The 11804-nt window shown below is 41.7% G+C and carries 11 protein-coding genes, 2 tRNA genes and 1 rRNA gene; 3 read left to right on the top strand and 11 right to left on the bottom strand.

The window, feature by feature from the left end:
* Nucleotides 1-87: 87 nt before the first annotated feature.
* Together BN6556_RS11350 and BN6556_RS11345 are read left to right on the top strand one after the other, a co-directional pair.
* A complete protein-coding gene (locus BN6556_RS11350; protein WP_066191374.1) occupies nt 88-2013 on the top strand; it encodes an ABC-F family ATP-binding cassette domain-containing protein in 1926 nt (641 codons plus the stop codon).
* A gap of 284 nt (nt 2014-2297) precedes the next feature.
* On the top strand, nt 2298-3203 hold the full coding sequence (locus tag BN6556_RS11345; RefSeq protein ID WP_066191371.1) for a nuclease-related domain-containing protein: 906 nt from the start codon (nt 2298-2300) through the stop codon (nt 3201-3203).
* A gap of 1 nt (nt 3204) precedes the next feature.
* Here BN6556_RS11345 and BN6556_RS11340 read toward each other — a convergent pair whose 3' ends face one another.
* From BN6556_RS11340 to BN6556_RS11310, 7 genes are all read right to left on the bottom strand, one after another.
* Nucleotides 3205-3492, bottom strand: a complete 288-nt coding sequence (locus BN6556_RS11340) for a hypothetical protein (protein WP_066191368.1) — start codon at nt 3490-3492, stop codon at nt 3205-3207.
* Between the two features lie 111 nt (nt 3493-3603).
* A complete protein-coding gene (gene tsaD, locus BN6556_RS11335) occupies nt 3604-4632 on the bottom strand; it encodes a tRNA (adenosine(37)-N6)-threonylcarbamoyltransferase complex transferase subunit TsaD (protein ID WP_066191365.1) in 1029 nt (342 codons plus the stop codon).
* Nucleotides 4629-5075: a ribosomal protein S18-alanine N-acetyltransferase gene (gene rimI / locus BN6556_RS11330; RefSeq protein ID WP_066191362.1), complete on the bottom strand. Its 447-nt coding sequence runs from the start codon at nt 5073-5075 to the stop codon at nt 4629-4631. The genes tsaD and rimI overlap by 4 nt, the downstream gene beginning before the upstream one ends.
* On the bottom strand, nt 5062-5766 hold the full coding sequence (tsaB, locus tag BN6556_RS11325) for a tRNA (adenosine(37)-N6)-threonylcarbamoyltransferase complex dimerization subunit type 1 TsaB (protein WP_066191359.1): 705 nt from the start codon (nt 5764-5766) through the stop codon (nt 5062-5064). The genes rimI and tsaB overlap by 14 nt, the downstream gene beginning before the upstream one ends.
* A complete protein-coding gene (gene tsaE / locus BN6556_RS11320; RefSeq protein WP_066191354.1) occupies nt 5763-6218 on the bottom strand; it encodes a tRNA (adenosine(37)-N6)-threonylcarbamoyltransferase complex ATPase subunit type 1 TsaE in 456 nt (151 codons plus the stop codon). The genes tsaB and tsaE overlap by 4 nt, the downstream gene beginning before the upstream one ends.
* A gap of 4 nt (nt 6219-6222) precedes the next feature.
* Nucleotides 6223-7200: a thiamine-phosphate kinase gene (gene thiL / locus BN6556_RS11315; RefSeq protein ID WP_066191351.1), complete on the bottom strand. Its 978-nt coding sequence runs from the start codon at nt 7198-7200 to the stop codon at nt 6223-6225.
* A 113-nt stretch (nt 7201-7313) separates the two neighbouring features.
* Entirely contained in the window at nt 7314-7901 is a 588-nt protein-coding gene (locus BN6556_RS11310) for an NAD(P)H-dependent oxidoreductase (protein ID WP_066191348.1), read from the bottom strand.
* A 125-nt stretch (nt 7902-8026) separates the two neighbouring features.
* On the opposite strand from BN6556_RS11310, the gene BN6556_RS11305 reads away from it, so the two are divergent.
* A complete protein-coding gene (locus BN6556_RS11305; RefSeq protein ID WP_066191345.1) occupies nt 8027-8509 on the top strand; it encodes a MarR family winged helix-turn-helix transcriptional regulator in 483 nt (160 codons plus the stop codon).
* A 60-nt stretch (nt 8510-8569) separates the two neighbouring features.
* On the opposite strand, the gene BN6556_RS11300 is transcribed toward BN6556_RS11305, so the two are convergent.
* The 4 genes from BN6556_RS11300 to rrf form a co-directional block, all read right to left on the bottom strand.
* A complete protein-coding gene (locus tag BN6556_RS11300) occupies nt 8570-10315 on the bottom strand; it encodes a glycoside hydrolase family 32 protein (RefSeq protein ID WP_235817514.1) in 1746 nt (581 codons plus the stop codon).
* A 1056-nt stretch (nt 10316-11371) separates the two neighbouring features.
* A tRNA-Asp gene (locus tag BN6556_RS11295) sits at nt 11372-11448 on the bottom strand.
* A gap of 2 nt (nt 11449-11450) precedes the next feature.
* Nucleotides 11451-11527 (bottom strand) — tRNA-Met (locus tag BN6556_RS11290).
* Nucleotides 11528-11553: 26 nt separating this feature from the next.
* Nucleotides 11554-11668, bottom strand: a 5S ribosomal RNA gene (rrf, locus tag BN6556_RS11285).
* Nucleotides 11669-11804: the final 136 nt, after the last annotated feature.

Here is an 11804-nt window from a genome sequence, read left to right as displayed (position 1 = left end):
CGTTTTCCACACGGTTCCGCCTTTAATCGTGGGGATTTTACGGACGGTTAGCGCTGTGATAAACTAAGGACAGCAGAGGTGAAAAAGATGATTTATTTACAAGTAAACAATCTCACAAAACAGTTTGGTGCAGAACTGATTTTGTCAAACATAAAGCTGGAAGTCAAGCAGCACGATCGGATTGCGATAGTAGGTCGTAATGGAGCTGGTAAATCCACTTTATTAAATATCATTTCGGGACAACTTGGGTATGATGAAGGAGAAATTCACAAACCAAAGGAGGTCTCGCTTGGCTATCTTGCACAGCACACTGGCTTAGACTCCAACGAAACAATCTGGCAGGAAATGCTGCAGATTTTTCAACACTTTCAACAAGAAGAACAAGCCCTACGCGAAATGGAAGCAAAGATGGGTGATCCTGATCTACTTGATGACCAGCAGGCATACCAACAACTGTTGACCAGCTACGATTTCAAACAAGAGCAATTCAAATTAGCTGGCGGTTATCAATATGAAACGGAAATAAAGGCAGTATTAAATGGACTGCATTTTCCAGAAAGCATGTGGTCTGCTTCGATCACATCATTGAGCGGCGGACAAAAGACACGGCTCGCCTTAGGTAAGTTATTATTAACCAAACCAGATGTGCTTATTCTAGATGAACCCACTAACCATTTGGATATTCAGACACTTACTTGGCTTGAAGGTTATATCAACAGCTATCCCGGCGCTGTCATTATCGTATCACATGATCGCTATTTCCTCGATAAAACCGTCGATATTATCTATGAAATCTCGCGTCATCATTCTACGAAATATCTAGGTAACTATAGTGCCTACTTACAACAAAAGGCCGCCAATTATGAACGAGATCTCAAACAATATGAAAAGCAGCAAACAGAAATTAAACGTATGGAAGACTTTATCCAGAAGAATATTGTTCGTGCCTCTACCACCAAACGGGCACAAAGTCGACGGAAACAGCTGGAAAAGATGGAGGTAATGGACAAGCCCGCTGGCGAGGCAAGCTCTGCCAAATTTTCATTTACGGTGAATCGCCGTAGCGGTAACGATGTTTTAAAAATTAATGACCTTTCCTTTCGTTATCAGGATAAAGATAGCAGCTTATTTAGTCAGTTGCAGCTTCACATGGAGCGTGGGGACAGTGTGGCGTTAGTAGGACCAAATGGGGTCGGAAAATCCTCCCTTTTAAAATTGATTATCGGTGCCTTACAGCCCGATACTGGTGAGATTCTATTAGGTGCTAATGTACAGATTGGTTATTATGATCAGGAGCAGACACAGTTACACACAAATAAACTCGTATTAAATGAACTATGGGACGAGTATCCTTTTATAGATGAGAAGGATATCCGAACTATCCTCGGTAATTTCCTTTTCTCGGGTGATGATGTCTTACGTTCTGTCTCTGCCTTAAGCGGCGGGGAAAAAGCCAGATTGGCGCTTGCCAAATTAATGATGGAAAAGGCCAATCTACTCTTACTGGATGAGCCAACCAACCATCTGGATCTGGACAGTAAAGAAGTACTGGAGTCTGCCTTAATCGATTACCCGGGTTCGATTCTATTCGTTTCGCACGACCGTTATTTTATTAATAAACTAGCAACCCATGTGCTCGAAATGCAACCCGAACAAACGACGTTATATTGGGGAGACTATGATTATTATATTGCCAAAAAACAAGAGGAAGAAGAACTAGCAGCACTACAACAGGCTGAGATAAAAACGGAGCAAACGGTAGTAACTAACAAGTCAGATTTTGAAAAGGAAAAAGAACTCAAACGGGAAAAGCGCAGAAAAGAACGAAGGATCATCGAAATTGAAAGTGAAATCGAAGGATATGAGCAGGAAATAGAAGAAATTGAACAACTGCTGTGTGACCCTGAAATATTTCAAGACCATGAGAAAACCACGGAACTTAACCATCAAAACAAGCGCTTGGCCGAACAATTAGAGGAACTTATGGAGGAATGGGAGACACTTCATGACTAATGGTAAAAGACATTTTGCGGGATGCAGAATGTCTTTTTTTGTCGTTAAATTACCCACAAGGTTATCCACTTATCAACTATTAGCATAGCAATTATTAAGAGAGTTATCCCCGTTATCCACAAAAATATCGAGTTTTATCCACATTTTTTGAAGCGAATACAAAACCTTTGCTGGGAAGGTTGCTGTTTTTTTATCCACTTTATTCGGCATGGTTTGTGTATAAGTGAAGTGTTTTTGCATTCGTTCCATTCTTATTGTAAGATGTAACAAAAGGAGCTGCATATATGATTATAAAACCATTAGAAAAATCAAAAGAATTAAGAATTTATCAAGCCTTGCAAGACCGACTTCCTTTTTCTTCTCAAGACAAGACCACCCTGCAAAATTTGCAGCAAGGCTACCAAGGTGAAACTCAATTAGAGTCATTGCTTACTGAAAGGCTTTCACCATCTGTTTTACTCCTCAACGATCTCTACCTTCAACTAGGCACGACCACTTTCCAACTGGATTCCCTTATCATCACTGGTGACACCATTTTCCTATTAGAGGTAAAACACTATGCTGGTAACCATAAGTACGAAGAAAAAAACTGGTACAAGCTCCCTCATCAAGAAATTACCAATCCTTTGTTACAAATACAACGAAGTGAATCATTGCTGCGTAGATGGCTGCAAACTCACCATGTCCATATGCAAGTAGAAAGCCGACTTGTGTTTACCCATCCACAGTTTTTCCTTTATCAAGCGCCCTTGTTAAAACAGTTTATTTTTTCTTCGCAACTGTCTGCCTTTATAAAATCCATGAACCGAGCAGCTCCAGCAGGAAAAAAAGAGAGAGAAGTAGCGCAGCAGCTGGTCTCTGCTGACTTAGGTGACTATCCCTATCCTGAGTTACCTGCCTATTCATTTACTGATTTGCAAAAAGGGATTCGCTGTCACTCATGTGGTCGATTGGCGTTATCCTCAACTGGTTGGAATTTAACTTGTTCCCGATGTGGAGCCGCCGATAACATGGAAGAAGCCCTATTACGACATATCGTAGAATTGCAGTTATTATTCCCAGATGATAAATTAACCTCAAAATTGGTGTACGAGTGGAGTGGCGGTATTATATCCAGAAAAAGGATAAAAAGATTATTAGAGAAACATTTTAAACCAGTTGGGGAACATAGTTGGGTTTACTATATCTGAATCATACGGTACTCGGATGACGACCATTTGCCATGAGTTCTACCGGATTTTGGGCGTCATTTCCGAGATGACGACCATTTGTCACGAGTTCTCTCCGATTTTGGGCGTCATTTCCGAGATGACGACCATTTGTCACATGTTCCCCCGGATTTTGGACGTCATTTCCGAGATGACGACCATTTGCCATGAGTTCTACCGGATTTTGGGCGTCATTTCCGAGATGACGACCATTTGTCACGAGTCCCCACAGATTTTGGGCGTCATTTCGTCGATGACGACCGTTTGTCACATGTTCTCTCCGATTTTGGACGTCATTTCCGAGATGGCGACCGTTTTCCCGACCCGAGTGCTTTTTTGGTCGTCATTCCCAAAAAAATAAGCAGAGACATTACATCTCTGCTTATTCCGATCGGCCGGCATATCGTTCCAGGCTCAAGCTGGGATTGGCATTTAAATCCAAATCGGCTCGATGTCCTTGTCGAAAGGCAACGGATCCGGCGGCAGCAATCATGGCTGCATTATCCGTACATAAAGATAAAGGCGGGGACATTAAATCGATCGTAGGGACTTGTTGGAATTTCTCCGTCATCACTTGTCTTAATCCTTTGTTGGCCGCGACCCCTCCCGCAACAATGACTTGCTTCACCTGATATTTCTCCGCTGCTTGAAATGTCTTTGCGGTTAATACATCAATCACACTGGCCTGGAAACTGGCAGCTACATCTTCTGGCGCTAACGTCTCTCCCTTTTGCTTGGCATTGTGTAGGGAATTGATAACCGCTGATTTTAAACCACTGAAGCTAAAATCTAGCGAACCTTCTTCCAGCCATGCCCTAGGAAAATCAATACTTGCACGTCCTTCTGCTGCTAACTTATCAATCTGCGGCCCACCTGGATACGGCAATTGCAGGGTTCTTGCAACTTTGTCATAAGCTTCACCGGCTGCGTCATCCCGCGTTTCTCCGACAATTTCAAAATCTCCATGTTTTTTCATCATAATCAATTCCGTATGTCCGCCAGACACCACTAAGGCCAATAACGGAAAAGCGAATTCCTTCTCCAGCCGATTGGCATAAATATGACCAGCGATATGGTGAACACCGACAAGGGGCTTTTGCTTGGCAAATGCTAATCCTTTGGCGGCATTCACACCGACTAATAAGGCACCAACAAGCCCTGGCCCTTCTGTCACTGCAATGGCATCGATATCCTCTGCCGTTAACCCAGCCTTCTGAAAGGTCTCCTCTAACACCATAGTAATCTGTTCCACATGATGGCGAGAAGCAATCTCTGGTACCACTCCACCAAAACGGCGGTGACTCTCAATTTGTGAGGCAACCACATTCGATATTATTTTCGTTCCATCTTTCACAATCGCCGCTGCTGTTTCATCACAACTCGTTTCTATTCCCAAAATGTATTCACTCATAAATTCACCCACAATACTAAAGCATCTTCTTGATTATCTGAATAATAATTTTTTCTAATCCCACCTGGTTTTAAACCAAACTTTTTGTATACCGCTTGTGCCCTTGTATTTGAAACGCGCACCTCTAGCGAAAGTCGTATGATACCATGTGCGATGGCATAGTTTATCACATATTGAAACAACACCGTTCCATAACCATTTCCCTGATAATTGGGATCAATCGCTATATTTGTAATCTGTGCCTCATCTAAGACCATCCATACGCCGCAAAATCCGATTACTTCTTGATCATTAGTCATAACAAAATACTTGGCATGTTGATTATTAGTTAATTCTTCTTGATACACATAATCAGGCCAAGGATCGGTGAACGAACGTCGATCAATCTGCTTCACCGCCTCCATATCGGCCTCTGTCATCGATCGAATGTCAATTTGTGTCATGTGGCTTCTGTTCCTTTAACCAATTTGCTTCTGCTTCCACTAAACGAATATAATTGGGCGTCAACTGATGTACAGGTGTCTCTGGATAGTAATTGCCCATTAATGCCAACATGCCCGGTCTCGGTAGATGGTCTATGCGATGTGGCAACCTCGCCAAGTCACCGAGATTCTCTTTAATAACAGCCTCATGTATGTCTATATCCTGACTGAAAAAAAGCACCGGACGCTCCAGCCTTTTTAATTGCTCTAGCCATGTCTCCATCGCAATATTTTGATCGGCTTCGAGTACCTGCATACCTTCATGATCTAACTGATATAAACCTGTATAAACCAAACCACGCCTCGCATCAAAAAAAGGAGAAACAGCAACACCCTTTTCCCTCACATTATACGCCAACAGCTCTAGACTGGATATGGCCACTATAGGTATACCTAATGCCCATGCCATCGTCTTCGCTGTAGCTAGACCTATGCGCACACCTGTGTAAGATCCTGGCCCCTTTGCCACAACTAGTCGATCCAATTGATCCGTCGTGATGTTACTCTTCTCCATCACATATTCAATTGCGGGCATTAAACCAATCGAATGATTTCGTTTCACATTGGCTGTATACTCCGCCTGTAACTCCCCATCTTTACTTATTGCTACACCCAATACTTGATTGGATGTGTCGATTGCCAGTATATTCATGCCTTTAGCTCCTTACATACCTTTTCAAAATGTGCATTCGTTGGCTGGAATTTAATTTGACGTCGATTGTCATCGATACGCGTTATCTCGATATTCAGCCTGTCCGCCGGCAAATAATCAGCAATAAAATGTGCCCATTCAATCACCGTAATCCCATGCTGTTGAAAATATTCTGCAAAACCAATATCTTCATCACTGTCTTCTAAACGATAGGCATCCATATGATAAAAGGGGACATCGCCCATATATTCTTTGACAATAGTAAAAGTAGGACTGTTGATCACACGCTTGACGCCTAATCCTGCGCCCAGCCCTTTGGTAAATGTCGTCTTACCAGCACCGAGATCGCCCTCCAGGGTAAGCACATCTCCTGGTGTTAACCCTTGCGCCAATTGATAAGCCAGCTGTTTGGTTTCTGCTTCCGTATTTGTTTCTATGATATATGCTTGCATTATCTCACCTTCTTAAATGGGTATAGCCCGTGTGATCCAGCTTGTTTACTTGATCCTGCTCATGAAGCCATACTCCCACTTGATGCTTATCTGCTTCCTCTACTTTACCAATCAGCGTAACTGGAATATTAGTAGCAACTGCTACTTTTTCCAAGACAGGGATATCTTTTTCCGGAATCGTGCCAATCAGTTCAAAATCCTCGCCGCCAGATAGGGACCACTCCTTTTGCTGATCCTTGCTAAAATCAGATAACTGCGGGTGTTTTGGTACTTGATCATAATAAATATGCAGTTTTACCTGAGAGGCTTCTGCTATTTCGTTCGCTTCGTTAGCAATACCATCACTGACATCGTTTAGGCTGATCCGTGGTAATGACTGACAGGCTTGTATAAAAACAGGGCGCGGCATGGGCATACGGTGACGATTAACCATATACCGATAATTCTGTTTGGCTTGTTCATCTTCCTGTAAAAGCACATGCAGACCGCAAGCCGCATCACCCAGCGTTCCTGTAACAAATACGACATCACCTGGCTTGGCATCACTTCGATATCGCGCTTTGTTCGCATGCACCGTACCAAATACCGTAATCGAGATACTTAACTGATCCCCAGAGACGGTATCACCGCCAATAACATCCATCTGAAACTGTCGGGCAAGCTGATCCATACCTTGATAGATCATACGAATATCCGACAATTCCCAGTGGTCTGGTATCACCATGGAAACCAGATAAGAGGTAGGTTTGCCTCCCATAGCTGCAATATCACTAATATTGGCTGCTAACACACGATAACCAATATGGAATGGTTCTGTCGTCTGTGACGAAAAATGAACGTTCTCCACCATCGTATCAACGGTCGTAATCAGATCTTCATAGGGATGACGAATAATCGCCGCATCGTCACCGATCCCTTTTATAATCGATGGCTGGCGATAGTATTTAGGGGTGATAGAACGGATAAAGTCGAACTCTTCCATATTTAGCCTCCCAATCAGATTTCCAACGCTTAGGAAACCCCTGTAACATACTAGATAACAATATCATACCAAAAGTTTCATGATACACACAATGAAAAGATTGAGGTGATATTCTAATGATGTATTCTTCTCAAGTAATAATATACCTTTTGCAATTTCTTGACCTGACTGCCATTTTCCCGTTCCATATTTCCAAATTCAAAAAATTTCACATTACGAATTCCAACAAAACGAAAGAGTGCCCTTTTCATAAGCGTCTTATGGGCATTGTGCAGCCATATCAATGGATAATAGGTCGGTCCTTTCATCGTGGATACACAAACTGCCGATTTTCCTTTGAGGAGGCCCTCCGGAAATAATCCTCCTTTATCCCGATAGGCAAAATTAGAAGCAAATAATTGATCAATATAGCCTAGCAACATTGCCGGTGGTCTTCCCCACCAAATCGGGTAAATAAACACCAATTTATCCGCCCAAACGATTTGATCTCTATACGATTGCAGCTCCAGATCTTTATACATGTGCCTTCTTTTTTTCTGATGATTAAATACCAGAACCGGATCAAAACCTTGCTGATATAAATCCAGCACTTGAAAAGAACGGACATCTGGATTCTCTTCACAAGCTTTGATCACCTTCTGCAAAAAAGCATAATTTAATCCCTCTTGGTTAGGGTAACTAAACACGATTAGTACATTCATTCTATCATTCCTTTTTCATTATCATTTGATAACTAAATAATAGCACCTTGCTGATTAGTTATCAAATGATAATTGTTTAATGATAATTTTTTTGGTATCTTTATATAGAAGAAAGGGTGAGGAAAATGAAAGATATCTCATTATTTCATAAATTCGTATCATTTTCGGCCGCTGTCCATCAAACCACACATGAATGGACAAAAATGGCCAAGCCAGAGACTCTTTCACAAGTACAATACAAGATAGTGGAATATGTAAAGATAAACCAACCCGTCACACCTAGCGAAATTAGCGATTGCCTGCACATGTCCATGCCCAATACAAGTCGAGAATTGAAACAACTCAAAGAGAAAGTTCTCATAAAAAAAAGCACCGATACCAATGATCGGCGCAAACACTATATTCAATTGTCTCAGCAGGGAGAAGTATTAATGAATGAAGCCTTCTCAATTATGGAAGTCTCTTTTCAAGAACGCATACAGCAGGTTTCCACCGAAGAGCTCGCCAAAATGGAAGAGGCACTTGATATATTGCAAGAGCGTTTTTTTGATTCCACTTCAACGGCCCGCAAACCTAGTCAATCCAATACCCAAGCGGATAAACTTTAATCAAAAAGGAACTGGAGTATACGCACAATCATAATACCTTGCTCCAGTTCATTCCCGCCATCATTCCACCCGTACGGTAATCCTTGTTTCTACATCCGAACTTACGTCTTTTACCATAATCTCTGTACTTCCAGGTTGTTCTCCGACAACCCTCACGCCGTCTTGTTCCTCGGTTAATGTGAGATATTCCTCGTTTTCCACACTCCATTCATAGTCTACCTGTTCTTCATTTACCCAATCAGGCTTGGCATAAGCAGTTAGTACATGTTCTTCTCCTACTTGAAGTTCTACTTTCTCCTCGTTCACAACAAGATATTCTATGTCACTATTTTCTGGTGTTTGCCGCCAGGTGGATCGTAAATGATAAGCAGTAAACTCCTCTATTTCTGCTGTACCTCCTTTGGTGTAAAGCTGTAATCCATGATTCGTTGGGGTCGTATAAATTAAATTAGTAAATACCGTTTCTCCATCATTGATAAACATTTCTACAGAGGATTCATCGACAAAACCATGGATTTCAATTTCTTTTTGATCAGCCTCATATGCTTCCTCGAACTTCGCCCCAAACGTGAAGGGTTCCCCGTTTCTATCTGTCAATTGTTCTAAACCAGCTAAGCTGCGGTCGAGAAATACTTTTTCTTCTTCCGGTTGAACACCGACGATGGTTTGTTCATCTTCCTCGCCCATTCTTAATCGAATACCGAGTTCCTCTAAGTCCTCCCAAGTCGCTTTTAAACGAAATTCATAATTGGTGCCATCAAAGTCTACATCATACGTGCCCTCTACTTCAAAAGGATCCAAGGAAAGTTCTGTCTCACGCAGTGTTTCTAGCTCTTCTATCGGCTGTTGCATAAGTTGAATGCGTCCATCGTTACTCTCTTTTAACGATAATTCTCTTGGAATCGACATTGAGCCCATCCATGGATCGGTTGGTGATTGATAAGGGTAGCGCCAATTTGCCATCCATCCCAGCCAAACACGACGGCCGTCCTCTTCTTGCATACCGGAAAAGCTCTGAGCGGCATAAAAATCCTGTCCAGCATCCGTGATCGTTACAAGTTCTGGATCCTGTTCATGAATAAATTGTGTACCATCAAATTCGCCAACGAAATATTGCGCAGTGGAACCATTTGTTTCCTCATTATCGCCTACACTAACATGCATCACCCATCTTTGATTATCCTCGTCACCGTCTACGGGTAAACGAAACAAGTCTGGACACTCCCATACAGCAACATGTGTACCATGACCATCGCCAAATTGACTTTGATATTCCCAATCAATTAAATCATCCGAATTATAAAAGGTAACACTTTTATCGGTTGAAACAATCATCACCCATTTTTCCGTTTCTTCATGCCAGAAAACCTTAGGATCCCGAAAATCTTTAATACCAGGATTCTCAATGACAGGATTTCCTTCATACCTTTCCCAGGTCCTTCCATTATCGTTGCTGTAAGCTATACTTTGCGCTTCTCCACCAGTTGTATTGGTATAAATCGCGACAAGACCGGTCTCCCCATCAAACAGACCAGAGCTGTCATTCCAATCCACTACAGCACTCCCGGATAATGCTTGACCTAACTCATCATGTTCAAGTGCAATATCCATGTGCTCCCAATGAACGAGGTCTGGACTAATCGCATGCGCCCACATCCCATTTTTTTGATGAAATAGGTGATATTCATCTTCATAGTAGATTAAACCATTAGGATCCGCCAAGTTACCTGAAAACGTTGAAAAATGAAATTGCGGTCTATGTTTTTCTGTATAGTAATCACTACCTGCTTTATATTCTATTTCCACATCGGAACCCCCCTCTATTATTTGACAGCCAATAAGAAACCCCATGCACATAAAGCCCAACATTAAGAATTTAAATTTCAGATGGTACTCCCCCTTTTTTTATTAGAAACACTCCGATGCGTCGATTATCCAAATCCCTCAGAAAAACTAAAAAAGAATTTTCCTCAAAAGCCAATATTTTATGAGCGCTCTCCTTTAATGCTCAAACAACCAAATGTTAGAAATCGTTTTCAAGTAATCTGTTTATGTTTCGGTCATGGAGAAGAGAAGAAAACAAAGCATCGCAAGTTTTAAAAATTAGTGTTATCTGACGATCTTGCAATAAGCTGTTGTCCTATGATAACAAATGCAGACAATCGAAAATTGGAAAAGTGTAGAAATGAAACTATACTTATCATGCTTTTTCATCAAAGCCTACCTCGCGTGGAATAAATAGTATTTTATAACAGATATTTGAATATTTTTAGGTAATGCCAGATAATAAGTGCCTCGGAGTGAAATAACTTATTAAACCATAGTTTACTGTCTTTTAATATGTATGTCAACCGGTTGACTTATAGATAAGAAATAGACGTAATTCTCCGTCACATCAGAACAGCGTTGCTAAGAGCCTAATCCCTGATTTTAGACTAACATTTTATTTGGTCTACAACCTTTTAGCCTATGCTTTCGGTTAGCTTTCAGTAAAAATTCTCATTTCAATTTTAATTCAGCATTACCATACTATAATATCACTCTAACATTTCCACAAAACTTGAGAATCTATCATTCTGCCTGATATACAGAACAAAAGCGCAAAGCGCCCGTTCAACTGGACTGAAGCGTAGGAGATAAAGGTAACACGGCGACGTTAGGAGCCGATGTTACCTTATCGTACGAAGCTGAGGGAAGTTGCGCTAGTTGCTGGGCGCTTGGAGCTGGACGTGGCCTATTGTTAACAAGTAGTTATCCACAAGCATTCCATTTTATAATTTCCTAACCAATAAAAAAAGGATTCCCTTATCGGCTCTCGATAAGAAAATCCTTTTGTATATTTATTAGAGTCAAGTTATGATCTGGCGGTCCGGACGGGACTCGAACCCGCGACCTCCTGCGTGACAGGCAGGCATTCTAACCAACTGAACTACCGGACCATTGGTTGCGGGGGCAAGATTTGAACTTGCGACCTTCGGGTTATGAGCCCGACGAGCTACCAGACTGCTCCACCCCGCGATGATATAAAATTAGAAAAAAATACTGCCTGGCAACGTCCTACTCTTGCAGGGGAAACCCCCAACTACCATGGGCGCTGAAGAGCTTAACTACTGTGTTCGGCATGGGAACAGGTGGGACCTCTTCGCTATCGTCACCAGACTTTCTTTCGATAAGGACAAGACATATTATAACGCATGCCTTATACGAAATGCAAGTGTTTTTTATATACTTTCAAAACTAGATAAGAATTCATCGGACAAGCCAACATCATGTATAGATAAGTCCTCGATCGATT

It is taken from the genome of Gracilibacillus timonensis, from assembly GCF_900086715.1.
In the GTDB taxonomy this organism is placed as follows: domain Bacteria; phylum Bacillota; class Bacilli; order Bacillales; family Amphibacillaceae; genus Gracilibacillus; species Gracilibacillus timonensis.
Note: the sequence above shows the minus strand (reverse complement) of the source record. Positions and strands in the feature narration are given on the sequence as shown.

Bases quoted from the DNA above. Each gene is read 5' to 3' on its own strand.
- rimI (WP_066191362.1), bottom strand. From the start codon at position 5,075: ATGACACAAATTGACATTCGATCGATGACAGAGGCCGATATGGAGGCG.
- BN6556_RS11350 (WP_066191374.1), top strand. From the start codon at position 88: ATGATTTATTTACAAGTAAACAATCTCACAAAACAGTTTGGTGCAGAA.
- BN6556_RS11310 (WP_066191348.1), bottom strand. From the start codon at position 7,901: ATGAATGTACTAATCGTGTTTAGTTACCCTAACCAAGAGGGATTAAAT.
- tsaD (WP_066191365.1), bottom strand. From the start codon at position 4,632: ATGAGTGAATACATTTTGGGAATAGAAACGAGTTGTGATGAAACAGCA.
- tsaB (WP_066191359.1), bottom strand. From the start codon at position 5,766: ATGAATATACTGGCAATCGACACATCCAATCAAGTATTGGGTGTAGCA.
- BN6556_RS11345 (WP_066191371.1), top strand. From the start codon at position 2,298: ATGATTATAAAACCATTAGAAAAATCAAAAGAATTAAGAATTTATCAA.
- tsaE (WP_066191354.1), bottom strand. From the start codon at position 6,218: ATGCAAGCATATATCATAGAAACAAATACGGAAGCAGAAACCAAACAG.
- thiL (WP_066191351.1), bottom strand. From the start codon at position 7,200: ATGGAAGAGTTCGACTTTATCCGTTCTATCACCCCTAAATACTATCGC.
- BN6556_RS11305 (WP_066191345.1), top strand. From the start codon at position 8,027: ATGAAAGATATCTCATTATTTCATAAATTCGTATCATTTTCGGCCGCT.